We start from the raw sequence: 22,557 nt of genomic DNA on the forward strand, positions 1-22,557 counted from the left end.
TGTCCCTTATTGCTGATCGCCAAAAAGATGGCGGTGGATTTGTGTGGGCGAGACCCGATAAAGCGCGGCCAGATTGTCGGCAGCGAGCTGGCGCTCTGGCGCGCCTTGCGATACCTGGCCGTCGGACTCCACGCGTACGACGCTGTCGGCTATCGCCCTGGCATGGAGCGGATGATGGGTTGACATCAGTAGCGCCATCCCCGTTTTTTTCAGTGTCACCAGCGTGTCGAGCAGGCGGATCTGGTGACCAAAGTCGAGGCTGGAGGCGGGTTCATCCAGCAGTAGCAGGCGAGGGCGTTGCGTCAGGGCGCGGGCGATCAGCACCAGTTGACGCTCTCCGCCGCTCAGGGTGTTCCAGCGTCGGTGCGCCAGATGGACGATTTCAAGCGCGGCGAGCTGCTGGTGGGCAATTTCTCGCTCCCTGGCGCCGGGAACGGCGAATGCCGCCATTTTCGGCGTCAGCCCCATCATCACCATATCCAGAGCGGTGAAGGCGAACGCACCGTCGTGCGCCTGTGGCACCCAGGCAATGGCGCTGGCGCGCTCCCGGTCTGAAAAACGCCGCACCGCCACGCCATCAAGCAGGATGTCGCCGCTGATCAAGGGGAGAACGCCAAGAATGGTGCGCATTAGCGTGGTCTTGCCGCTGCCGTTTGCGCCGAGTAAACAGCAAATTTCTCCCGCCGGTACGGTAAAAGAGACGTCGCGCAAAACCGGGCGTCGGGCGTATCCCAGGTTGGCGTGGCGAACCGTCAGTCGTGTCATTGGCGTCCTCCACGCAGCAGAAGCAGCAAAAAGAAAGGGGCGCCGATAAATGCGGTGAGGATCCCCAGTGGAATCTCCGTACTGCTGATTGCGCGCGCGAGCGTGTCGGTCAGCAGCAGTAAAATGGCGCCGGCGCCCATTGAGACAGGAAGCAACTGCTGGTGGTTATTGCCGGTGAGCAACCTGCCGATATGCGGCACGACTAACCCTATCCAGCCGATAATCCCGGCAATCGCCACCGTGCTGGCGGTGATGAGCGTCGCGCAGACAATCAGCGCGAGCCGAAGGCGGGTAACGTTGATGCCCAGGGAACGGGCTTCATCATCTGAAAGCGTCAGTAAATTCATACGCCAGCGCAGTAGCAGCAAAGGGATGGCGCCGAACAGAATCAGCGGCGCTGAGAAGCAAAGATCATGCAGCGTGATGGTAGAGAGCCCGCCGAGTAACCAGAAGGTGATGGAGGGCAACTGGGTATAGGGATCGGCCAGCGTTTTTATCAGGGAAATTCCCGCGCCGCACAGCGTACCGAGCGCGATACCCACCAGCACAAGGGTTAATACGGGGTCGTGACGCGTCACCCGACGGGTAATCAGCCAGACGCCAGCAACCACCAGCAGACCGCCGCCGAACGCGTAGAGCTGGATAAACAAAATCGGCAGGCCCAGCAAAATTGCCGTACATGCGCCTAAACCCGCTCCGGCGGCAACGCCGAGAATATCCGGGGAGACCAGCGGATTGCGAAACATCCCCTGATACGTCGTGCCCGCGCCCGCCAGCGCAGCGCCCAGCAGCAGCGCGGCGAGAATGCGGGGGAGGCGGATCTGCCAGAACACGATTTGATCCTGTGTCGGCACCGTGTCATGGCTGAAGATCATCGCCAGCACCTGCCGGGCATCGAGGTGATAAGCGCCCGATACGCTGGCAAAGGCAATACAGAGAAGGGCAATCCCCAGCATCAGGACAGAAAGGGTGGTCGTTCTCATCAGATGATCGCCCACTGTTGATACTGTTCGTCAGTCAGCGACGTATGCCAGAACAGGCGCGCATAACGCACCATATCGTCTTTAAAATGTTGATTAACGTTCGGGTCCAGCCAGGCATGCAACCGGCGCAGCCCGAGTAAACGGTTAATGCCCGGCGGCGCATCCAGCCAGCCAAACGGCAGGCCGCTCAGGAAAAGAATGCGCTTGTCCGCAACCGCCTTAACGCCTTGCCAGACGGGGTCGTGACGCAGGTAGTGCGCCGTGGCGGCATCCTGTACCAGAATGATGTCGGGCTGCCAGGTGAGTAAGTTTTCCATAGAGACCTGGGCCAGTCCGCTTCGTCCGGGGATTCGCGCTACGTTGTGTAATCCCAGCAACTCTGCCGCTTCCGTATGCAGCGATCCCTGTAATCCTGTCTCCAGACCTCGGGCGCCCCGCGCCGCATAAAAACGAATACCGGCAGCAGGCGTGTGGGAAAACGCGAGCGCTTGCGCAATGAAGCGCTGAGCCAGCGCCGCCTGAGCGGCAGTACGCGCCTCCATTCCCAGCGCTTGTCCTGCGGCTTGCAGTTGTTCCGGCGTTTGCCGCAGTTCACCGTTAATCAACAGCCACGGAATCCGGGTCTGAGCGCTAACCTGGCGCGCCTGCGAGAGCCAGGTTTCATCGGCGTTGCCGCAATCCACTACCAGATCGGGATGCAGGGCCAGCAGCCCTTCCAGAGACAACGTGCTGGCGCGCCCCGCCAGCCTGCCCAGTTTGGGCAACGCCCGAATGGACTCGGGGAAGGGAATCGCCGCCTGGCGCGAGAAATCAAAAGAGGAGAAACCCACCAGCTTTTCCGGCGCGACGGCCAGCAGTAATACATCGGCGGGCGCACCGGCGCTCACCACGCGGCGAATAATATTGCCTTCCGGCGGGCGGCCAATAGCAAACGTCAGCGGTGTCTGCGCAATGCCAGGGAGGTGGCGAAACAGCAGCGCAGAGGCCATTGCCTGAGCGAATCTCCGTCTTGTGAGCGGCATTGTTTTCATCCTGAAATGGTTAAAAAATCGCTATATGTTTACATATATAACGTTAAAAAACTTGTTCAGTATCAAATTCTCACCGATGAAAAGGGGGTCTAACCCTTAAGAGCTATGAGGGGCAGAGCTGAACGCGCGGCATTGCTAGGAAGAAAAATCCGCGACGGCGCGCGGATTTTTGTCAGCATGAAGGTCGGGTCACATTACGGCGTGGTTTCAACCTGTTTTTGCGGCGCAGGCTGGGAAGCGCCTGGCGCTGCGGGGCGAGTGGCCGGTACGCTGTCGCACGGTTTCTCTTTTGGACAGATCAGGTCGAGCATTTTTAACGTCACGCCGTTGGTCCAGCCGAAACCATCCTGAAGAGGGTATTCTCCACCGCCGCCGCCGGTTCCCGTACTGCTGACGTCATATTTCTCAACCAGCTTTTGTTCGCGGTCGTAGGTATGCTGAACGTTGGTGAGGAAGCGCCAGGTGACATCCATCGCGACGTTGTCCTGCCCGTAATTCTGCAACCCTTCGGTCGCCACCCACTGTAACGGTGCCCAGCCATTGGGGGCGTCCCATTGCTGCCCGCTTTTCACCGAGGTGGTGGACAGTCCGCCAGGCTGCAACAGGTGCGCCTGGGTCGCGGCAGCCACTTTGCTGGCGCGATCTTTCGCCGCCGCGTTGACATACAGCGGGAACAGCGTGGCCGCCGTCAGTTGGTTACGCACCTTTTTGCTCTTCAGATCGTAGTCGGCATACCAGCCTTCCTGATTGTTCCACAGGTGCGTTTCAATGCCTTTCTGACGGGCGCCGGCGAGCGCTTCATACTGATTCGCATTGGCGTCATCGCCTGCCGCTTTGCTGGCGCGCGCCAGCATTTTCTCCAGTTTATACAGCAGGGCGTTGAGATCGACAGGGACGATGCTGGTGGTGCGAATGGTGCTCAGCTGATTCGGGTCGTCCATCCAGCGCGAGCTGAAATCCCAGCCCGATGCGGCGGCAGATCGCAGGTCGCGATAAATCTCGGTTGCCGGGCGGTTCGGGTTGCTCTTCGCGGTGGTGATATCTTCCATCCACGACTCCGGTCGCGGCGTGTCCCGGTCATCCCAGTAGCGGTTCAGGACGGTGCCGTCATCCAGTTTCACCACGCGCTTATTCTGCTCGCCGGGCTGGAGATTCTCCACTCCCTCCATCCAGTAGGCATACTCTTTTTGCAACTGCGGCAGGTATTTTTTCAGGGCGTCGTCGCCCTCATGCTGCGCCAGCAATTCCACCATAAATGCGAAGAAAGGCGGCTGCGAGCGGCTCAGATAGTAGGTACGGTTGCCATTGGGGATATGCCCCCAGGAATCCAGTTCATAGCCGAAATTCGCCACCATATCGGCGACCTTATCCCAGTGATCGCTTTCGGCAAGTCCCAGCATGGTAAAATAGCTATCCCAATAATAGACTTCCCGGAAACGTCCGCCAGGCACCACATACGGTTCCGGCAGCGGCAATAACGAATCCCATTTTCCGGCGCTCTCCGTTGTGCGGGTCAACACGGGCCACAGGCCGTCAATATGTTCACGCAGCGACTGTCCTTCCGGCGGAACGTATTTTTCCCCTTCTTTGGGCAGCGTAAAGTTCACATCAACAAAGTGACGCAAATCGAAGCCTGACTGGTTTCGTTGCATCCGGTAATCCGCGAGGATCATCAGCGGATCGCTGTTAGGCACGGCATCGGCGAACGTTTTCTGGTCGGGGAACAGTTTGGCGCTCTGCACGTCATTAAACAGCGGCCCCAGCAGAATATCCGGGGGCTGCGGAGGACTGGCTGGCTGTTCCTCAGCATGCGCCGAGAGCGACGCAAATGTCAGCAGGGTGCCTGCAACGGTCAGTTTTATGGCGAAAGAGAGCGTGCCGGAATGGCGAAGCGCAGGTGTTATCATCAATATTCTCCTTAACGGCGTGCCGCAGTCAGCGGCATGAACCATGACAAAACCTTAGTCCAGGATTGTCATGTGCGCGTGATCGAACCGCTATTTTGGGAACTGGTAAACATTTCCCGTTATCGCCGGTTGAAGCGTGGGGATGAGCGCGGTGATGCGACAGCGCGCCCTCAGAAGAGGACGCGCGATGGGAGAGCGGTCAGTCAGAAAAGAGAATGCGCTGTGCCGCGAGATCCAGCGTAATCGACTCGCCGGTGCTCAGGGCATATACCGCTTCCCCTTGCTGACAAAGCCAGCCGATCCCCATTTCACGGGCGATGATTGCCGAATGTGATTCATTGCTGCCTGCGCTCAGGCAGATCCCTTTAACCGTCTGTGGGTCGAACTGCAACACGGTGGACGGGAAGATATTTTCTGCCGCCACGATAGTCGGGCGCGTGAATACCGGCAAGCGCGCGTTTATTCCGCTCAGGTGCCTCAGCGTCCGATGGAGAATATCGTCGATATCGATATAGCGGGCCTGCAAATAGGCGTCGTCGAGCTGTCGGTACTGATCGCGGAGATCGTCCAGCACGCTGCGCCACGCCGTTTCCGCCCGACACGGTTTATCACGCATCACTTCACATGCCATCTCGTACAGCTCGGGGTCATCCAGCAGCGTGTGATGCCCGGAAAAAATCGCCGCCAGGTCGGCGGAGTATTTCTCTTCCGCCAGCGTGGTCAGCGCGTTGAGATCGTCCAGCGTCTGACGAATCGCCGTTTGCAGGCGCTGCTGCTCTTCCGACAAATTGACGGTCGTCGGATTTGCGACGTCCGGTGCAGCGGGGGAATAGCAGAACACCACGCCGGAGACCTGCGCGGGGAGCTGACGCGCCGCGCTGCTGGCAGGCGTCTCTTCCACGGACTCGCCAAAGTTTTCCGCCGCCAGCTGTTTGAACGCCGCCAGCGCCTCGTCGGCCTGTTCTCCTTTGGCGATCAGGCGCAGAGTATCGTTGCAGCGCACCTGTAATAACGCTATCTGATTCAGGCTGTCCGGCGTCACGCATTTGCCATTTTTCTCCAGCAGCATGTCGGCCCGAAACCCCGACAACGTGGAGACCAGCCGCGATGCCGGACGAACATGCAGCCCGTTTGGATTTTTCACCACAACAGAAATGGAGTGGGCGTCGTTATCCTGAAATGCTGGTTTTGTGGCGACGCCCCCGGTTTGAGTGGGTGACGGTAAACCCAGTTGTTCACGCTTGGCGTCCAGCGCGCTCATGGCGTCATTGATGACTTTATCAATACCTGCGCCCATTGCCGCGCTGACCGTCGCCGCCAGCGTGCCTTCTACCAGCGGCGCCGCGCATAAGCGGACTTTCGCCGCAATCGCCGGGTCGAGCAAATCCAGGGCGGTTTCGGCGCTCAATAATGCGCTGCCCATATCCATCATGACCAGGATATGGTCCGCATCAGCCACGGATTCGATGGCTTCCATCACCTTGAGCGGATCGGTGCCAATCGGATTTTGTGGGTCGTCGATACCGGCTGCAATCGCGAGTTTACAACCATCGCCGATTAACATCTGCCGGGCTAACTGCCCGACGCCTTCACCCAGCAGGGCGCTGTGCGAAACAATGACCAGGTTTACCATCGCGTTATCCTTACTCTTTTGCCGCTGCCGCCAGCATTTGCATCATGAACATCACGGAGGTTGCGCCCGGGTCCTGATGGCCGATGCTGCGCTCGCCAAGATAGCTGGCGCGCCCTTTGCGGGCCTGCATGGTGATGGTGCTCTGCGCCGCCGCTTCGGCCTGGGCGCTGGCGGCATCCAGCGCCGCCTGTACCGACAGGTGCTGTTCACATGACTGGCGCAGCGACTCCACAACCGGCCCCCAGACGTCACACATGGTTTTATCACCAGGCTCCGCTTTACCTCGGCTGGTCACGCCTTCTGCGCCTTCCCGCATCATCTGGTACAGCTCGTCGAGCGTCAGGCTCTGGTGCGCCTGTGTCACCTGGGCGGCGCGAATGAAGAACGTGCCGAACAGCGGGCCACTGGCGCCGCCGACGCTGGAGAGCAGCACCATCCCTGTGTTCTTCAGGATGAAGCCGATGTCTTTATCCGCAATCGCGGGTAATTTTTCGACGACTTTACTGAAGCCGCGATGCATATTCAGCCCGTGGTCGGCGTCGCCAATCTCTCTGTCCAGACCCGTCAGATAATCACTCTCTTTGGTGAAAATCTCACCGCAGCGATAGAGCCAGTTAACAATGTGTGTTCTGTTGAGTGACATACATAATCTCCTTATTTGCCCCAGTTGAGCGCAGGCGTGTGAACCGGCGCATCCCAGAGCGCGAGCGTTTCATCATCCACTTTTAACAGGGTGATGGAAAAGCCGGTCATATCCAGAGAGGTGCAGTAAGAGCCGATCAGGTTGCGTTCAATGGTAATGCCGGTTTCCTGACAGCGGCTTTCAAGCCGGTTATAGACGCCGAACAGTTCAGACAGCGGCGTGGCGCCGAGATTGTTGACCAGCGCAATGACGCGATCGCCACGCTGCAACGGCTGTTTGCTCTGCTTATCTTCCTGCCAGCTTCCCTGATGATGATCCCAGTGACGCAGCGTGCGGCTGTATGCGCCGTTTTCCAGCAGCGTGTCAAACATTTCATCGACAGTTTGATCGAGAGAAGAGAAGGGGCGACGGTCAATGCCGGGTTCGCCGTGAATTCCCACGCCAAACTCCATTTCGTTATCCTGCAATGTGAAGGACGGTTTGCCCGCCGCAGGCACGGTACAGGCATTGAGCGCGATGCCGATTGAATGCCCCTGATTATTCAGCTTACGGCCAAGCTCCGCGCAGGCTTCCAGCGTGTCACCGCGTTCTGCGGCCGCGCCCACCAGTTTTTCAATTAATACCGTATTGGCGACGCCGCGACGACCGGCGGTATAAAGGCTGTCTTTGACCGCTACATCATCATCTACCACAACGGTGGTGACTTTTACGCCGCTGTCGTGCAGCAGCTCCGTGGCGGTTTCAAAATTCAGGATGTCGCCGGTGTAATTCTTAATGATCAGTAAGACGCCTTCGCCGCCGTCAATGTGCATGGCGCACTCAAACATTTTGTCTGGCGTCGGCGAGGTAAAAATTTCGCCCGGGCAGGCGCCGGAGAGCATGCCTGGCCCAATATAGCCGCAGTGCATGGGCTCATGCCCGCTGCCGCCGCCGGAAAGCAGCGCCACTTTTCCTGCCACTGGCGCATCTGACCGGGTAACGTAGACCGGGTCCTGGTGCAGCGTCAGCGTCGGGTACGCTTTTGCCAGACCAGCGAGTTGTTCGTTCAGTACCTCTTCTACACGGTTAATCAGCTTTTTCATTATTTTGCTCCGCATCTTCTGCTGTAGGGGTATCGGTTGTGTACCATGACACGGCTACCACTCACTGCCGATAACCTTATTGTGCAACAGTGAGCGGAAAAGAAAATTCGGCCATAACATGTTTCATCAACGGAACATTTATGCTTAATCATGTTTCATTATGGAACGCAAAGGCGAGGTAATCGTCAGAATTGCGATCCCGACCAACGAATGCCGCCGCTTTAAGCGTAAAAAACGGGGGGTTAGAAACGAGAAGGGAGGTGATTAATTGCGATTAATTTGCCCTGTTCCAGTTCGATATAGCCGCCTTTTTTCAGCGCTGACAGCATTTTCATCACGCTGCTGCGCGAAAGGCGGGTACGTTCAAGAATATACTGGTAGGCCGCCATCTGAGAGCGGATGCTTTCCGGCTCCTGGCTTAGCGCCTGCAACTGGTAGCACAGCAGATCGTAAGCGGTCGGCGCTGTTGCCATTTCATTCTGGATAAACAATTTATTGGTGACGATGATCATATGCTTTGCCATGATCTCCCACAGGTGCTTGCGCTCAATGGTTTCCATCACGTCATCCAGGGGAATTGTCGCCGCTTCGCACTCTTCGAGCGCGCGAATCAGCAGTTTATCCGACAGGGCGCTGGTGAACCCCAGGGATACCGGGGCAGAAGCTATCCCCAGCAACAGACTATTTTCGATGTTCTCAATGCTTACGACGCCCGTGCGGAAAAACAGGCACTGGTGCTCGCCCCCCTGAACGAAGACAAAGCGACTTCCGCGAGGATACCGTTTGAAATCCTGTTCTGACGTGAGTGCGTTGAGCAGCGCAATTGCGTAGGGCGAAGGCTGCTTCAGTTGATTAAAGGAAGAATCCAGGGGCATGGTAGGTGTTATCCGGTCACTGTCGTTGTCATTCTATTTTAGTGGCTCTGCGTTAATGCGTGTTGAACATAGCTAGTATTTCAGGGGAATATTCTGCTGAATTTGCTTCAGAACACCGCGATCGGTCACGATGTAGCCGCCTTTTTTTAAATCGGCCAGTATCTTCATCACGCTGCTGCGCGACAGAAATGTTCTTGACTGAATATAATTTGCGGCAGTTATATTTTGTCTGAATTCATTAGACTCACGCATTAATTCATACAACTGAGCGCGAATAATATCATAGGATGTCGGCGCTGAAATGCGCGTACAGTGGTCGTACACCCGACCGGCGGTGTAGATAAGCACCTTCGCCAGACTTTCCCAAAGATTCTCATTTGCTATAACGTCGTTAACTTTCTCCAGCGGAATAAAGGCGATCTCAGAGCACTCCTCACTGCGCATCAGCAAATATTCAGCATCAACCAGTTGATTGCTGAGGCCAAAAATAAAGGGGGCGACTTCTGAGTTAAGCATGAAGCCGTCCCGTGCTCTGAAAACCCCGATGGTTCCCTTCAGCAATAAATAACATTGATGTGGTCTATTATTTTCGTTGTTAATAATTTGTCTGCATTTTGTTTCTCGTGTGTTTGCGTGTGGCTTCAGGTGCGCAATCAGTTTTTCTACATGTTCAATTGGCTTCAGAGGCAGAGCCTTATACATACTTGATTCAATAGCTATTTTGGTTTCAGGCATGATCTGTCCTCCCATATAATAGTCTCTGTAATAGCGTAACGTCTTGCTTGAGCTAATAATTATGGTGACAGACTAAAAATAAGTGAATCCAGAACAAGGTGTAAAATTACACCAAAAAATCACTTGAGCAAATATGTGCATTTATATGAAAATTTAAATTAAGGAGAACTTAATTGACATCGCGCCTTGATTCAGGATTCAAACCGCTGACGTGATGCGGCCCGGAATGATGAAGGGGAAATCGCATGTTATTTATCTCCTTGTCTTTACGATGATAGCCCAAAATAAGCGTTTCCCGGCAGCCCATTTCCAGAGCAGAAAATGTATGGACATTATGTCGTAACGCGATAAATAAACAGGTGTTAAGGATAGCGATGATGAAAAAAAATATGATAGCAATGGCGCTTTCCGCTGCGGCCATTTTGTCAATATCACATGCGATAGCGTATGACGGCACGGTCAAATTTGTGGGTCAGGTTCTTGATACCGCCTGTACCGTAGATATTGGCGCCAATAATACGATGACCGTTGATATGGGAAGTGTCTATAAAACAGCGTTTACCAACGCAGGGGATGAAGCGTCAACGACCAAATTTACCTTGCGTCTGATTAACTGCCCCTCTTCCGTCACGTCTGCGCGGGTGAAATTTGATGGTGTTAATCATTCGGGTAATACCGATCTGTTAGCGCTGTCCGCCGATCCCGGTTCGGCAAGCGGGGTGGCCATTCGACTGATGACGGCAGACAGAGCGCCTTTAGGCCTTAATCAGATCAATGGCTATTCCTATTCACTGTTAGATATGGTTGACAACCAACTGGACTTCTACGCCGCCTATGTCGCCACCAGCGTGCCTGTTGTGCCGGGCGTCGTGAACGCCGTAGCGAACTTCACCGTTAACTATAACTGACGAGCATATGTTGTTTGGGGGGCCGATAACCGGCCCTCTCAGAGGTTTACCATGAAAGTATTACGTGTTTGCGCCACCGCGTTGGCGCTGTTTGTTATCGGCGTTTCCAGTGTGAATGCTGGTGTTTCCATTGGCGGAACACGGGTTATTTACGATGGCGGTAAAAAAGAAGCGTCATTAAGCGTCAGTAATCCCGATAATATTCCGTATTTAATTCAGTCGTGGATCGAAACGCAAAATGACGGTAAGGGCAAAGCCCCTTTTATTATTACACCGCCGCTTTACCGACTTGATAACGGGCAGCAAAACGTAATGCGTATTATTCGGGCGGGAAATCTGCCTGAGGATAAAGAGTCCTTGTTTTGGCTGAATATTAAATCGATACCGTCGGCCCAACGTAAAGATAATACGTTACAGATTGCGGTTAAAACACGAATAAAACTGATTTATCGGCCTGCGTTGCTAAGCAAGTCAGCGCCTGAAGCGCAGCTCGGAAAGTTAAGCTGGAGCCGGAGCGGGGCGTTTATTCAGGTAAATAACCCCACGCCTTATTACGTTAATTTCAATGAAATTACCGTATCCGGTAAGAAAGTTGACAATGTAACGTTTGTGGCGCCGGGGAGTACCGTCCGTTTTGCACTGCCTTCGGGCGGAAATGGCGGAAGCGTGAAATTCAGGATTATTAATGATTACGGTGGAATCAGCGAGGAGTACAGCGGTTCTGTTTAAGTAGCGACGGGTCGGAATTACGTTAATGATGATAGCCAAATATATAATTAATCCGTATCCGGCCAGGCTTGTATTGTTTATCTCCCTGGGAATATTCAGCGTGCTGAATGAGGTTCTGGGTCGGGATTACTTTAATCCGGCGCTACTGGAGCATATACCATCCGGTAGCGAGAATATCGATCTTTCTGGTTTTGAAATGGGAGGGCAGGCACAGGGCACTTACCATGTCGATATTATCCTCAACGGGCAGTTTCTGGACACGCAGGATATCGCATTCAATAAAACACCAACGCCTTCTGGTGAGGATGTGCTTGAGCCCTGCCTGTCGGGGGAAATGTTGCAACGCTATGGCGTTAACATCGCGCAGTATCCGGGTGTGCAGGGCAAAGGGGATTGCGCCGATTTGTCCGCTATTCCACAGGCTTCAAGTGAGTTCCAGTTTTCGACGCAAAAGCTGTTGTTAAGTATTCCGCAGGCGGCGTTATCTGCCAGAGCGCGGGGGGATGTCGCGCCGGAACTCTGGGATGAAGGCATTACCGCCGCGATGCTTAACTACAGTCTGAGCGGTGATAACAGTAATAGTCAGTACGCTAATTTGCGCCCCGGAATAAATATCGGCCCGTGGCGTTTGCGCAATTACACCACCTGGTGGCGCAGCGGTCAGGGCGATGAGGACTGGGATTCGATTTATACCTATGTCCAGCGCAATATCGTCCCTCTGAAAGCGCAACTGGTGCTGGGAGACAGCGCCTCTCCTGCGGGTGTTTTTGACAGCATACCGTTTCGTGGCGGTCAGCTTGCGTCAGATGACGACATGCTGCCCGATTCGCTGAAGGGGTATGCGCCCGTGGTGCGCGGTATTGCCCGCACCAATGCGCAGATCGTCATCCGGCAAAATGGCTACCAAATCTACCAAAGTTACGTGGCCCCTGGCGCGTTTGATATTACCGACATGTTCCCCACGGGAGGCGCCGGCGATCTGGAGGTCACGGTTAAAGAGGCGGATGGCAGTGAGCAGCACTTCACCGTCCCGTTCGCATCATTACCGGTGTTACAGCGTGAAGGCCGGTTCAAATATGCGTTAACCGGCGGGCGCTATCGCTCCAGCGACAGTCGTGTGGAACAAACTGATTTCGGCCAGGGAACCGCGATTTATGGTTTGCCGGGCGGTTTCACGCTTTATGGCGGCGTCCAGACTTCCCGTAACTATCGGGCGATAGCGTCCGGCGTCGGTAAAAATCTGGGAACGATTGGCGCGCTTTCTGCCGACGTAATCCAGTCATGGGCGCAACCCGCTGATGGCAGCAAGACTCAGGGGCAATCCTGGCGTGTGCGCTATAGCAAAAATAGCATCGCGACAGGAACAAACTTTTCGATTGCGGGTTACCGATATTCAACGCGCGGTTACTACGGTATGCAGGACGCTTTCGATACGTATGGCGGTAGTTCCGGGCAGATAACGAAACGACGTAACCGTATGGAAGCCAACGTCAACCAGTCCCTGGGCGCAGGCGGCGGATCGTTGGCGTTAAGCGCGGTACAGGAGGACTACTGGCATACCGGAAAACCGATGCAGTCGTGGAGCGTGGGGTATCACAATGCCTGGAACGGCGTGAGCTATAGCGTCGCCTGGACGCTGAGTAAAAACGGCAGCGGCGATCGTTATGATAAAGACCAACAGCTGGCGCTGAATATCAGCATTCCGCTGGATCGCTTTATGAGCAATACCTGGGCCAGTTATGGCATGAATGCCAGCAGCGGGAAGGGCGCGACTCATAGCGCAGGGCTGAGTGGAACGGCGCTGGCTGGCAACGCGCTGAACTGGAATATTCAGCAAGGTTACGGCACGGATGACGTGGGGTATACCGGTAGTCTGAGCGCGGATTATAAGGGTACTTACGCCGATGTTAGCGGGGGGTATCGTTACGATCGCCACTCGCAGCGCGTGAATTACGCTCTCGCGGGGGGCGTGCTGGCATATGCCGATGGCGTAACGTTCTCACAGCCTCTGGGGGAAACCAACGTGCTGATTGGCGCGCCAGGCGCATCGGGGGTCGGGATTAAAAACCAGAGCGGCGTACGAACTGATTTTCGTGGCTACACCGTTTCCGCCAATGTTTCACCGTATCGCAAAAATGATATCGGCCTGGATACGGCATCCGTTGCGGACGATGTTGAACTGGCGCTCACCAACAAAACCGTTGTGCCAACCCGTGGCGCGGTCGTGAGGGCGGACTATGTCGCTAATGTTGGGCTGCGCGTGCTGTTGACGTTGACCAGGCCCCACGGTTCGATGGTGCCATTTGGGGCGATGGTGACGTTAAAAGGCGCGCAAGAACAACAATTTATTGTTGGTGACGAGGGGCAGGTCTATTTAAGCGGCATGCCGCCGGAAGGGACGCTGAATGTGGTCTGGGGACGTGACGGCGAGCAGCGCTGCACGGCAAATTATTCATTAACCGCAGCCGAGAACTACAGCGGCGTTAGCGTGACCGGCTCTCTTTGCCGCTAAGTGGGCTGACCTCTCGTGAGAATCTGACAATGAAACGAACTTATCTCTTATTCAGTTTACTGATGCTTTTTTCAGGGTTCAGCGTTGCCGATGACTGTACCGTGAATACGACATTATTTAATACCGTCTCAATGGGGAATATTGTCGTGCAGCGAGATGCGCCGGTAGGGGCAGAAATCGCCCGCGCCAGGGTCTCCGGGTATGCCAAATTGTTGGTCACGGCGCCTGGCGGTGCCGTCTATTGCAACGGTGCTTATGCGATCAATTACCTGTCAGCGACGCCTTCGCCGATAAATCATGTTTACAACACCAATCTGAAGGGGGTGGGAATCAGGCTATCCATTCCCGCAGGGGATTTTGTGCTGCCGTCAAATGGCGCCAGCTATATCTATAACCTCGGTAACTATGACGTGATGCTGATTAAAACAGCAACGATCCAATCGGGATATTTGACGCCGGGAGTGGTTGCACAGGGATGGTTTGGTACGCCGGATCATTCTTTTATGCAGATTTCAATGGGCGCCGATACCCAGGTGACGGCGCTCGCATGTTCGTTTTCCAGCCAGATTCTTAATTTTCAGCTCGGTGATATTAATGCCGCCGAGTTCACCGGCCAGCCCGGAGCCGTGCTGTCGCACAGCGATACGCAAAATCTGGGGCTGAACTGCGATCCGGGGGCGAATATCAATGTTGAACTGGCGGGAACGCAAAACCCTGACGCGCCGGCTGACACCAGCGTTCTGGCGCTGACCGGGCAGGGTAGCCCCGAAACGGCAGGCGGCGTGGGAGTCCAGATAGTTTATAACGATGTGCCGCTGCAACTGAATAACCGCATCGTATTGAAAAAATCCGCAGGCGGGCAGGAGACATTTCCGCTGGTGGCGCGTTATTACCAGACGAAAAGCCAGGTGAAGCCGGGCAGCGCGAATGCCACCGCCACGTTGAATATTACCTACCAATAACCCAAGGAAAAAGTATGCCTGGAAGAAAACGCTGGCTGCTGGCCCTGATGCTGCTTACTGGTCAGGTATGGGGTCAGGGCGATCCGATCGCATTAAACATCAAAGGGAATGTGAAAGCCGCGCCGTGTCAGGTGAGCAGCGACAGCATTACTAAAACCGTTGATTTAACGGCAGGGAGTCCGGTAACGGCTTCATCAATGTATACCGCAGGGTCAACGACGCCGTGGGTCAGTTTTGATTTCAGCATTGAACATTGCCCGGAAGGCACAACCGGCGTGATGATTCAGTTTAACGGCAACGCTGATGACATGCATCGCGATGATATGTATCGCAATCTGGGAACCGCTACCCCTGTCGCGATACAGTTGCAGGCGGCGGACGGTCGACCGCTGGGCGACGGTCAGGTTCTGACCAGTGAAATTGTCGCACAGCGTTACACCTGGAATTTACGCGCCCGGCTCTACAGTGAACAAGGGCAGGTCTCACCGGGAACCATTGATTCGGTTGTGACGGTTTCATTGAGCTATCAGTAATTATTACCCGGAGCCGCGTATACATGAATATTGTCATCAGATGTCAGGATCGTTTTTATCAATACGGATTGCGCGCGTTACTGTGCGAAATATTTCCACCGAACCTGAATCGGACCACGCTCACCTTTAACGACTATGACCACGCAAACGCCGCCTGTGCCGATATCTTAATTCTGATGCTGCACCCCGGTGAACAGTATATTTGTCATGCTGAAATGCGATTTCGTGCGCCACGCCTGATGATTGGCCTGGTGGATAAAAAACATATTCCCGCGCGAGGAGAAATTCCCTCCTGTATAGGAAACATCGTGTTTATTCCGCTCAATGCAAGCGTCAGTAAGATCAGTAAAGTGATTAAGCAGCATTGGTTTTCTTTACAGCAGGCAAAAACGCCCCATGCCGTACACCACTGCGGGCATTGTCCGCATAAGACGCTTACCGGGCAACAAAACCAGCTCGCTGCCTTTCTTTATGCGGGGATGACGTCAAAGCAGATTGCTTACAAAATGGCGATCGGTCAGAAAACAGTGCTGGCGCATCGAAACGCGTTAATGACAAAATTCCGCTTAAGAACCGATCGTGAATTATTACTGTTTTTAAATGCCGTAAAGGAAAAAAACCGGCACAGAAACGGCATGTGCGAATCCTGCAATGATGAAGATGGATGGCTTGTGTAAGCAATCCACGCAAAGGCGCGGATTGCGGGTATTACGAATGCTGTGGGTTGTGGGCGGCGTAGATGTCGCGCGCGTCCGTAAAGCAGCGCAGCGCGAGCGAAGAAACCGGCGCTTGCTTACGCATGATCAGGCCGACAGGGGCTTCAATGTTGGAATTGACGACCGGCGTAATATGGAAGTTACTGTTTAAATTCTCCAGCCCATTATTGAGCGGCATAATGGCGCAACATATGCCGCGCTGTACGACCTGAATAATCTGGAATGTCGAATCGCTTTCGAAAATATGCTTAGGCGAGATTCCGGCTGATTTAAAACTCATATCCATGTGCTCTCTGTAATGCATACCTTTGGTCAGAAAACCCAGCGGGAAATTAATGAGATCGTTCCAGGAGAGGCTCTCATTTTCTATTTCAAAATGGCGCGTGTCGTGCAGCAGACCCATCCGGGTTTTCGCTAACGGGATAACATCAAACGGACTGACATCAATGTTATTCAGATAACATATTCCCAGCTCCAGCTGGTTGCTGTTTACGCCTTCGGCAATTTGCTCCGATGTCATGGAATAGAGACTAAATTGCAGTTCCGGGTATTTGGGGGTTAATTCGCGAATAAACAGCATAGGATCGACGCTGGCGAGCGGCACCATACCCAGACGGAGCACGCCGACAACCTGTCCTTTGCAGAGCGCGGCCTCGGCCTGTAAGCCATCGTGCGCGGCCAGCAGGGATTTTGCCCATGCCAGAATACGTTCGCCTTCCGGGGTAAAGCCTTCAAAGCGTTGCCCGCGAACGATAAGCACCAGACCAAGCTCCTCCTCCAGATTGCGAATGCGCATGGAGAGGGTGGGTTGCGTGATATTACACTGCGATGCGGCCTTACCAAAGTGACGGGTCTGATCCAGCGCGATTAAATATTTGAGTTGTTTTATGTCCATCATTCATCTCTTCGGCAGACGGTCTGTTGGGGGCAAAGAAGAGGCTCCGGCAGCCGTTTGCGCTACGACATGGGTTCACATTATTGCATGAATGTATAAATTTTGTAACCGAATTGCGGCGTAACAATACCGTTTCTGCGCGTCAGTGGCTGAAAAATAAATCCCCTTATTCAGCAGAACGCCATGAATAAGGGGCGAATTTTACAGCGCGCGAATTTCTTTTGAACGCAAGGTGATATTTACCGGTACGGATTTATAAGAAGGCGTACCGCTCTCTTTATCAATATAATTGAGCGGAACCAGAACATTGGCCTCAGGATAATAGGCGCCGACAGAACCTGCCGCAATGCTGTAGGCCACGACGGTGATATCTTCCAGGCAGAGATCGCTGTCAGGCAGGGCCGTTCGGATATCGACGCGATCGCCATGTTCAAGCCCTAACTGCTCCATATCGCCTTCGTTCATAAAGATAATGTCACGACGGCCAAATACGCCGCGATAACGATCGTCCATCGCGTAAATGGTGGTGTTGTACTGATCGTGACTTCGCAGGGTAATCAGACGCAGCGTATTTTCACCTTCGCCGGTCACGTTCTCGTTAACGCCGTGGAATACGGAGAACATGGCTTTGCCCGTCGATGTCGGCCAGACGCGTTCGGTCGGCGGCAGCGGCATACGGAAACCGCCAGGCACCCGGATACGATCGTTGTAATTGTCGAAACCGGGAATGGTTTGTTCAATCAGTTCGCGGATGAGATCGTAATCAGCAACCAGCTCCATCCAGCCGATTTTGCTGTTTGTCAGCGTGGCTTTCGCCATTCCGGCAATAATGGCAGGTTCCGAACGCAATAACGGCGACGCTGGTTTCAGTTTGCCGGAGGAGGCATGCACCATCGACATAGAATCTTCTACCGTGATGGATTGTCTGCCGGTGCGCTGAATATCCAGTTCGGTGCGTCCGAGGCAGGGGAAGATGAACGTCTCTTTCCCGACCAGCAGATGCGTTCGGTTCAGTTTGGTGCCGATGTGGACGCTCAAGTCCAGCCCGTGCATTGCCGGGAACCCCTGTTCGTGATCGGGCATTGCTACGGCAAAATTACCGCCCAGGCAGATCAGCGCCCTGGCGCGCCCGTCGATCATGGCCTGCGTCGCCTGTACGGCGTCGTGTCCGTGTTTCGACGGGGGAACAAACCCGAAAACATCGCTCAACCGTTCGAGGAATTCTGGCGCCGGTTTCTCGGTAATGCCGACGGTGCGGTTCCCCTGAACGTTGGAGTGTCCGCGAAGCGGGCAAATACCTGCGCCGGGTTTGCCAATATTGCCGCGCATTAACAGCAGGTCGGCAATCAGACGCACGTTCGCCGTCCCTTTGTTATGCTGGGTAATGCCCATGCCGTAGGTGATGATGGTGGCGTTGGACCTGGCGTAGGCTTCCGCGACTTTTTCCAGTTGCTCACGGTTTAAACCTGATTCGCGCTCAATGGATTCCCAGGAGGTTGCGGCAATATCTGCGGCAAAATCGTCAAAGCCCAGCGTATGGGCGGCGATAAACGCGCGATCCAGAACATCGCCACGCTCTGCTTCCAGCTGCAACACATGTTTGGCAATGCCTTTCAGCGCGGCGGCATCACCGCCAGCCCTGACCTGGAAATAGGTTGAGGCAATGTCGGTTGAGCTGTAGGTCGCCATTTCGATGATGCTCTGCGGGTCGGCAAAGCGTTCCAGCGCTCTTTCACGCAGCGGGTTAAAGACGATAATCGGCACGTCGCGGCGTGCAAGCTCGTGCAGCGTCCCCATCATACGGGGATGGTTTGTCCCTGGGTTATGGCCGATAGCGATCACCAGTTCCGTCTTTTCAAAATCATCCAGCGATACGGTTCCTTTACCGATGCCAATTGAGCGCGGCAGACCTACGCTGGTGGCTTCGTGGCACATATTGGAACAGTCGGGAAAATTGTTGCTGCCGTATTCGCGCGCAAAAAGCTGGAACAGATATGCCGCTTCGTTGGAGGCGCGACCGGACGTGTAAAATTCCACCTGTTCAGGGGAGAGACCGCGAAGCACTTCGCCGATGCGGGCAAAGGCCTGTTCCCATTCGACAGGGCGAAATGTGTCGCTTTCTTTGTGATAGGCCAGCGGATGAGTCAGGCGACCATACCCTTCAAGTTCGAAATCTGTTTTCTTCAGCAGCGCGCTGACGGTATTTTTGGCCAGAAACGCCGGTGTGACACGCTTGCTTGTTGCTTCCCACGTGACGGCCTTCGCACCGTTTTCGCAAAACTGAAACGTTGATTTATGTTCTTTATCCGGCCATGCGCATCCTGGGCAGTCAAAGCCGTCTGGCTGATTTGTGCGTAACAGAGTAACGGGTGCTTCAAGCGCGTCCATTTGTGTACGAACGGCAATGGCCGTTGCTTTTAACGCGCCCCAGCCGCCAGCAGGACCGTCATAGTGTCTGACTCCGGGAACTGAACGTCTTTTCTTATTCATATGAACTCCTGACTATTCTGGTCACATTGGCATCCTGAAATAGCTACATAACAGGTAGGGTTATTCCAGTGTATTTAACAATTACGTTTAGCGGCTGCGCGTTATATAAATAAAAGCCAGCCGGACAAATATCCATTTGAAAAGCCATTAACCTTATTTAAAAAATGGGTAATGGTGATGGTTAATAAATACAAACAGTTGTCTCTACCCGGGAGATAACAGCAACATCTTTTATTATTCGTTATATAAAAATTTATATAACAGATGGTGGAACCCAGTTAATTCGCGGGGTTTGCCCGGATTATGCGGCGTCTGCGCTGTCGATTTAAAGAAATTATAACAGGATTTTATCATTATCATAATAAATGTTATCTATCACTTATTAAATTTAACCTATTTGAACTTTTTGAATAATTGTTTGAGACTAATTAAATACGCCGAAAATTATTAGATTCACCTGCTCTGAAATATTCAGAAAATCGCTATTAATCAAAGAAAAAGGCTGGAAATGAAAGCGTTGTACAAAATAAATCAGTCAATGTCGACTCCGTGGGGGGAATTATGTTTGGAATAGATGCTTTTCACCTTGCGAGGATACAATTTGCCTTTACCGTATCTTTTCACATTCTTTTTCCCGCAATAACAATTGGCCTGGCAAGTTTTCTCGCCGTCCTTGAAGGGCTATGGCTCAAAACCAAAAATGAAACGTATCGCGACCTTTATCACTTTTGGTCAAAGATCTTTGCCGTCAATTTTGGGATGGGGGTGGTCTCAGGCCTGGTCATGGCTTACCAGTTCGGGACTAACTGGAGCGGCTTTTCACAATTTGCCGGAAGTATCACCGGTCCGTTGCTGACGTATGAAGTTCTGACGGCATTCTTCCTTGAAGCGGGCTTTCTGGGCGTGATGCTGTTCGGCTGGAAGCGCGTCGGGCCGGGACTGCATTTCTTCGCGACCTGTATGGTTGCGCTGGGAACCTTGTTTTCAACGTTCTGGATCCTCTCTTCCAATAGCTGGATGCAAACGCCGCAGGGTTACGCGATTGAGAACGGCGTTGTCGTGCCGGTGGACTGGATGGCCATCGTCTTTAACCCGTCGTTCCCGTACCGTTTATTGCATATGTCCACGGCGGCGTTTCTGGCGAGCGCGTTCTTCGTCGGCGCCTCGGCAGCCTGGCATTTGCTGAAAGGAAACGACACGCCCGCGATCAGAAAGATGTTTTCGATGGCGTTGTGGATGGCGCTGTTTGTCGCACCGGTTCAGGCGGTGATTGGCGATGCGCACGGTCTCAATACGCTGGAACATCAGCCGGCGAAAATTGCGGCGATTGAAGGGCACTGGGAAAACCCGCCAGGCGAAGCCACGCCGTTGGTTCTGTTTGGCGTGCCGGATATGGATGCGGAAAAAACGAAGTACAGCCTTGAAATCCCTTATCTGGGAAGCCTGATTCTGACGCACAGCCTCGACAAACAAGTGCCCGCGCTGAAGTCGTTCCCGAAAGAGGATCGCCCGAACTCAACCATCATTTTCTGGTCGTTCAGGATAATGGCGGGGCTGGGGATGCTGATGATCCTGACCGGGGTGGCGAGCGCGTGGCTGCGCTGGCGTGGCCGGTTGTATCAGTGTCGTCCTTTCCTGTGGTTCGTATTCTGCATGGGGCCATCGGGGTTAATCGCTATTCTGGCGGGCTGGTTTACCACCGAGATTGGCCGCCAGCCGTGGGTAGTCTACGGTTTGCAGCGCACGCGTGATGCTGTTTCCGCACACGGCGACATGCACATGTCCGTCAGCCTGCTGGCGTTCATCCTCGTCTATTCGTCCGTCTTTGGGGTGGGCTACCTCTACCTGGTGCGGCTGATCAAAAAGGGGCCAGTGCGCGAACATGCGCATGATATCGCTCAGGGGGGTACGCCAGCGCGTCCGTTATCGGCGGTGAGCGAACCCATGAACACACGCAGGGGAGAATAAAATGGGCATCGACCTGTCAATAATCTGGTTCGTCATCATTGTTTTCGCAACGTTGATGTACATCGTGATGGACGGCTTTGATCTGGGGATCGGCATTCTTTTTCCGTTCAATAAGAACGAGAAAGAGCGCGACATGATGATGAATACCGTGGCCCCCGTCTGGGATGGCAATGAAACCTGGATGGTGCTGGGCGGCGCGGCGTTATATGGCGCGTTTCCGTTGGCTTATGCGGTGATTGTCGATGCGCTCAGCGTGCCGTTAACCGCCATGCTGCTGGGGCTGATTTTCCGGGGCGTGGCGTTTGAATTTCGCTTTAAAGCGACGCCGGAACACCGCCCGCTTTGGGATAAAGCCTTTATCGGCGGTTCTGTGCTGGCAACCTTCAGCCAGGGCGTCGCCGTGGGAACGCTGGTTAACGGCTTGCAGGTAACCGGACGGGCGTTCAGCGGCTCGACGATGGACTGGCTGGCGCCTTTCCCGCTGTTCTGCGGCGTGGGGCTGGTGGTGGCCTATGCGTTACTGGGCTGCACCTGGCTTATCATGAAAACGGAAGGCCCGCTGCACCGAAGCATGTCGGAGAAGGCGATTATCCTGACGCTGCTGCTGCTGGCGATCATCGTCATTATCAGCCTGTGGACGCCGTTGACGCATCCGGCGATTGCTCAACGCTGGTTCAGCCTGCCAGAGACCATCTGGTTTGCGCCTGTCCCGCTGTTAGTGCTGGTTTGCTGCTGGGGAATTGTGCGTTCCGCCTATAACCGCAAAGCGAGCTATGGGCCGTTTATGCTGACCCTTGGACTGATTTTCCTGGGATTCAGCGGGCTGGGCATCAGCATCTGGCCCAATATCATTCCGCCGTCGATCTCTATCTGGCAGGCCGCGTCACCGCCGCAAAGCCAGGGCTTTATGCTGGTGGGGGGGCTACTGATTATCCCGGTAATTCTGATGTACACCTGCTGGAGTTACTACGTCTTTCGCGGAAAAATTAATCCTGATGAGGGGTATCATTAATGGCTTCACTATCAGACACAGAGCACGCTAAACCTGCGGATACCGCCCCACGCGCCTGGTGGAAAAGGGTGGGCTGGATGGTCATCATCTGGGCGGCAAGCGTTATGGCGCTGGCCGTCGTCGCATCCGGGTTTAAGCTGCTGATGCTGGCGGCGGGGATGAAAACCCACTAACACGT

At 54.2% G+C, this 22,557-nt stretch carries 20 protein-coding genes; 9 read left to right on the forward strand and 11 right to left on the reverse strand.

The features are described 5' to 3' along the window. Nucleotides 1-6 precede the first annotated feature (6 nt). From OGX84_RS13855 to OGX84_RS13895, 9 genes are all read right to left on the reverse strand, one after another. Nucleotides 7-765, reverse strand: a complete 759-nt coding sequence (locus OGX84_RS13855; RefSeq protein ID WP_112002020.1) for an ABC transporter ATP-binding protein — start codon at nt 763-765, stop codon at nt 7-9. After that, nucleotides 762-1,721 (reverse strand): FecCD family ABC transporter permease, encoded by a 960-nt coding sequence (locus tag OGX84_RS13860; RefSeq protein ID WP_370906253.1) that lies wholly within the window; start codon nt 1,719-1,721, stop codon nt 762-764. Before OGX84_RS13860 ends, OGX84_RS13855 begins: the two co-directional genes overlap by 4 nt. A 26-nt stretch (nt 1,722-1,747) precedes the next feature. After that, the gene (locus tag OGX84_RS13865) at nt 1,748-2,770 is read right to left on the reverse strand and encodes an ABC transporter substrate-binding protein (protein WP_110494157.1); all 1,023 of its coding nucleotides are present in this window, start codon (nt 2,768-2,770) and stop codon (nt 1,748-1,750) included. 203 nt (nt 2,771-2,973) lie between these two features. Beyond that, complete coding sequence (locus tag OGX84_RS13870) at nt 2,974-4,686, reverse strand: alpha,alpha-trehalase (RefSeq protein ID WP_047463307.1); 1,713 nt, start codon at nt 4,684-4,686, stop codon at nt 2,974-2,976. A 199-nt stretch (nt 4,687-4,885) separates the two neighbouring features. Further along, entirely contained in the window at nt 4,886-6,319 is a 1,434-nt protein-coding gene (gene dhaM / locus OGX84_RS13875) for a dihydroxyacetone kinase phosphoryl donor subunit DhaM (RefSeq protein ID WP_112002021.1), read from the reverse strand. A gap of 10 nt (nt 6,320-6,329) precedes the next feature. Continuing rightward, a complete protein-coding gene (dhaL, locus tag OGX84_RS13880) occupies nt 6,330-6,962 on the reverse strand; it encodes a dihydroxyacetone kinase subunit DhaL (RefSeq protein WP_012132103.1) in 633 nt (210 codons plus the stop codon). Between the two features lie 11 nt (nt 6,963-6,973). Beyond that, on the reverse strand, nt 6,974-8,044 hold the full coding sequence (gene dhaK / locus OGX84_RS13885) for a dihydroxyacetone kinase subunit DhaK (protein WP_047463312.1): 1,071 nt from the start codon (nt 8,042-8,044) through the stop codon (nt 6,974-6,976). 242 nt (nt 8,045-8,286) lie between these two features. Further along, nucleotides 8,287-8,919: a winged helix-turn-helix transcriptional regulator gene (locus tag OGX84_RS13890; protein WP_012132105.1), complete on the reverse strand. Its 633-nt coding sequence runs from the start codon at nt 8,917-8,919 to the stop codon at nt 8,287-8,289. Nucleotides 8,920-8,991: 72 nt separating this feature from the next. Continuing rightward, complete coding sequence (locus OGX84_RS13895; protein ID WP_024130277.1) at nt 8,992-9,654, reverse strand: winged helix-turn-helix transcriptional regulator; 663 nt, start codon at nt 9,652-9,654, stop codon at nt 8,992-8,994. A gap of 377 nt (nt 9,655-10,031) precedes the next feature. Between OGX84_RS13895 and OGX84_RS13900 the strand changes: the two genes are divergently transcribed. The 6 genes from OGX84_RS13900 to OGX84_RS13925 are packed head-to-tail and all read left to right on the forward strand — an operon-like array spanning nt 10,032 to nt 15,975. Further along, entirely contained in the window at nt 10,032-10,562 is a 531-nt protein-coding gene (locus tag OGX84_RS13900; RefSeq protein ID WP_024130278.1) for a fimbrial protein, read from the forward strand. Nucleotides 10,563-10,613: 51 nt separating this feature from the next. Further along, on the forward strand, nt 10,614-11,291 hold the full coding sequence (locus tag OGX84_RS13905; RefSeq protein ID WP_286458088.1) for a fimbrial biogenesis chaperone: 678 nt from the start codon (nt 10,614-10,616) through the stop codon (nt 11,289-11,291). Nucleotides 11,292-11,316: 25 nt separating this feature from the next. Beyond that, nucleotides 11,317-13,803 (forward strand): fimbria/pilus outer membrane usher protein, encoded by a 2,487-nt coding sequence (locus tag OGX84_RS13910; RefSeq protein ID WP_112002022.1) that lies wholly within the window; start codon nt 11,317-11,319, stop codon nt 13,801-13,803. Nucleotides 13,804-13,832: 29 nt separating this feature from the next. Next, on the forward strand, nt 13,833-14,765 hold the full coding sequence (locus OGX84_RS13915) for a fimbrial protein (protein WP_065422779.1): 933 nt from the start codon (nt 13,833-13,835) through the stop codon (nt 14,763-14,765). A gap of 14 nt (nt 14,766-14,779) precedes the next feature. Further along, nucleotides 14,780-15,298 (forward strand): fimbrial protein, encoded by a 519-nt coding sequence (locus OGX84_RS13920; protein WP_049008900.1) that lies wholly within the window; start codon nt 14,780-14,782, stop codon nt 15,296-15,298. Between the two features lie 23 nt (nt 15,299-15,321). Continuing rightward, nucleotides 15,322-15,975, forward strand: a complete 654-nt coding sequence (locus OGX84_RS13925; protein ID WP_112002023.1) for a helix-turn-helix transcriptional regulator — start codon at nt 15,322-15,324, stop codon at nt 15,973-15,975. 31 nt (nt 15,976-16,006) lie between these two features. On the opposite strand, the gene OGX84_RS13930 is transcribed toward OGX84_RS13925, so the two are convergent. Both OGX84_RS13930 and OGX84_RS13935 read right to left on the reverse strand, forming a co-directional pair. After that, nucleotides 16,007-16,909, reverse strand: a complete 903-nt coding sequence (locus OGX84_RS13930) for a LysR family transcriptional regulator (protein WP_286458152.1) — start codon at nt 16,907-16,909, stop codon at nt 16,007-16,009. Nucleotides 16,910-17,110: 201 nt separating this feature from the next. Further along, nucleotides 17,111-19,399 carry an FdhF/YdeP family oxidoreductase gene (locus OGX84_RS13935; RefSeq protein ID WP_112002024.1) on the reverse strand — a complete coding sequence of 763 codons (2,289 nt, stop codon included), beginning with the start codon at nt 19,397-19,399 and terminating at the stop codon, nt 17,111-17,113. A gap of 561 nt (nt 19,400-19,960) precedes the next feature. On the opposite strand from OGX84_RS13935, the gene OGX84_RS13940 reads away from it, so the two are divergent. Genes OGX84_RS13940 through OGX84_RS13950 form a run of 3 tightly spaced genes read left to right on the forward strand, consistent with a single transcriptional unit; the run spans nt 19,961 to nt 22,552 of the window. Beyond that, the gene (locus OGX84_RS13940) at nt 19,961-21,367 is read left to right on the forward strand and encodes a cytochrome ubiquinol oxidase subunit I (RefSeq protein ID WP_047463330.1); all 1,407 of its coding nucleotides are present in this window, start codon (nt 19,961-19,963) and stop codon (nt 21,365-21,367) included. A 1-nt stretch (nt 21,368) separates the two neighbouring features. Beyond that, nucleotides 21,369-22,379: a cytochrome d ubiquinol oxidase subunit II gene (gene cydB, locus OGX84_RS13945; protein WP_112002025.1), complete on the forward strand. Its 1,011-nt coding sequence runs from the start codon at nt 21,369-21,371 to the stop codon at nt 22,377-22,379. Continuing rightward, nucleotides 22,379-22,552, forward strand: a complete 174-nt coding sequence (locus OGX84_RS13950) for a DUF2474 domain-containing protein (protein ID WP_072271878.1) — start codon at nt 22,379-22,381, stop codon at nt 22,550-22,552. The genes cydB and OGX84_RS13950 overlap by 1 nt, the downstream gene beginning before the upstream one ends. The last annotated feature ends 5 nt before the right edge of the window (nt 22,553-22,557 follow it).

Origin of the sequence: Citrobacter sp. CK202 (assembly GCF_030333225.1) — a bacterium.
GTDB lineage: Bacteria > Pseudomonadota > Gammaproteobacteria > Enterobacterales > Enterobacteriaceae > Citrobacter_B > Citrobacter_B koseri.

Excerpts from the sequence above, each read along its gene's own strand:
- OGX84_RS13855 (WP_112002020.1), bottom strand. The coding sequence starts at position 765 with ATGACACGACTGACGGTTCGCCACGCCAACCTGGGATACGCCCGACGC.
- OGX84_RS13860 (WP_370906253.1), bottom strand. The coding sequence starts at position 1,721 with ATGCTGGGGATTGCCCTTCTCTGTATTGCCTTTGCCAGCGTATCGGGC.
- OGX84_RS13865 (WP_110494157.1), bottom strand. The coding sequence starts at position 2,770 with ATGCCGCTCACAAGACGGAGATTCGCTCAGGCAATGGCCTCTGCGCTG.
- OGX84_RS13870 (WP_047463307.1), bottom strand. The coding sequence starts at position 4,686 with ATGATAACACCTGCGCTTCGCCATTCCGGCACGCTCTCTTTCGCCATA.
- dhaM (WP_112002021.1), bottom strand. The coding sequence starts at position 6,319 with ATGGTAAACCTGGTCATTGTTTCGCACAGCGCCCTGCTGGGTGAAGGC.
- dhaL (WP_012132103.1), bottom strand. The coding sequence starts at position 6,962 with ATGTCACTCAACAGAACACACATTGTTAACTGGCTCTATCGCTGCGGT.
- dhaK (WP_047463312.1), bottom strand. The coding sequence starts at position 8,044 with ATGAAAAAGCTGATTAACCGTGTAGAAGAGGTACTGAACGAACAACTC.
- OGX84_RS13890 (WP_012132105.1), bottom strand. The coding sequence starts at position 8,919 with ATGCCCCTGGATTCTTCCTTTAATCAACTGAAGCAGCCTTCGCCCTAC.
- OGX84_RS13895 (WP_024130277.1), bottom strand. The coding sequence starts at position 9,654 with ATGCCTGAAACCAAAATAGCTATTGAATCAAGTATGTATAAGGCTCTG.
- OGX84_RS13900 (WP_024130278.1), top strand. The coding sequence starts at position 10,032 with ATGAAAAAAAATATGATAGCAATGGCGCTTTCCGCTGCGGCCATTTTG.
- OGX84_RS13905 (WP_286458088.1), top strand. The coding sequence starts at position 10,614 with ATGAAAGTATTACGTGTTTGCGCCACCGCGTTGGCGCTGTTTGTTATC.
- OGX84_RS13910 (WP_112002022.1), top strand. The coding sequence starts at position 11,317 with ATGATGATAGCCAAATATATAATTAATCCGTATCCGGCCAGGCTTGTA.
- OGX84_RS13915 (WP_065422779.1), top strand. The coding sequence starts at position 13,833 with ATGAAACGAACTTATCTCTTATTCAGTTTACTGATGCTTTTTTCAGGG.
- OGX84_RS13920 (WP_049008900.1), top strand. The coding sequence starts at position 14,780 with ATGCCTGGAAGAAAACGCTGGCTGCTGGCCCTGATGCTGCTTACTGGT.
- OGX84_RS13925 (WP_112002023.1), top strand. The coding sequence starts at position 15,322 with ATGAATATTGTCATCAGATGTCAGGATCGTTTTTATCAATACGGATTG.
- OGX84_RS13930 (WP_286458152.1), bottom strand. The coding sequence starts at position 16,909 with ATGGACATAAAACAACTCAAATATTTAATCGCGCTGGATCAGACCCGT.
- OGX84_RS13935 (WP_112002024.1), bottom strand. The coding sequence starts at position 19,399 with ATGAATAAGAAAAGACGTTCAGTTCCCGGAGTCAGACACTATGACGGT.
- OGX84_RS13940 (WP_047463330.1), top strand. The coding sequence starts at position 19,961 with ATGTTTGGAATAGATGCTTTTCACCTTGCGAGGATACAATTTGCCTTT.
- cydB (WP_112002025.1), top strand. The coding sequence starts at position 21,369 with ATGGGCATCGACCTGTCAATAATCTGGTTCGTCATCATTGTTTTCGCA.
- OGX84_RS13950 (WP_072271878.1), top strand. The coding sequence starts at position 22,379 with ATGGCTTCACTATCAGACACAGAGCACGCTAAACCTGCGGATACCGCC.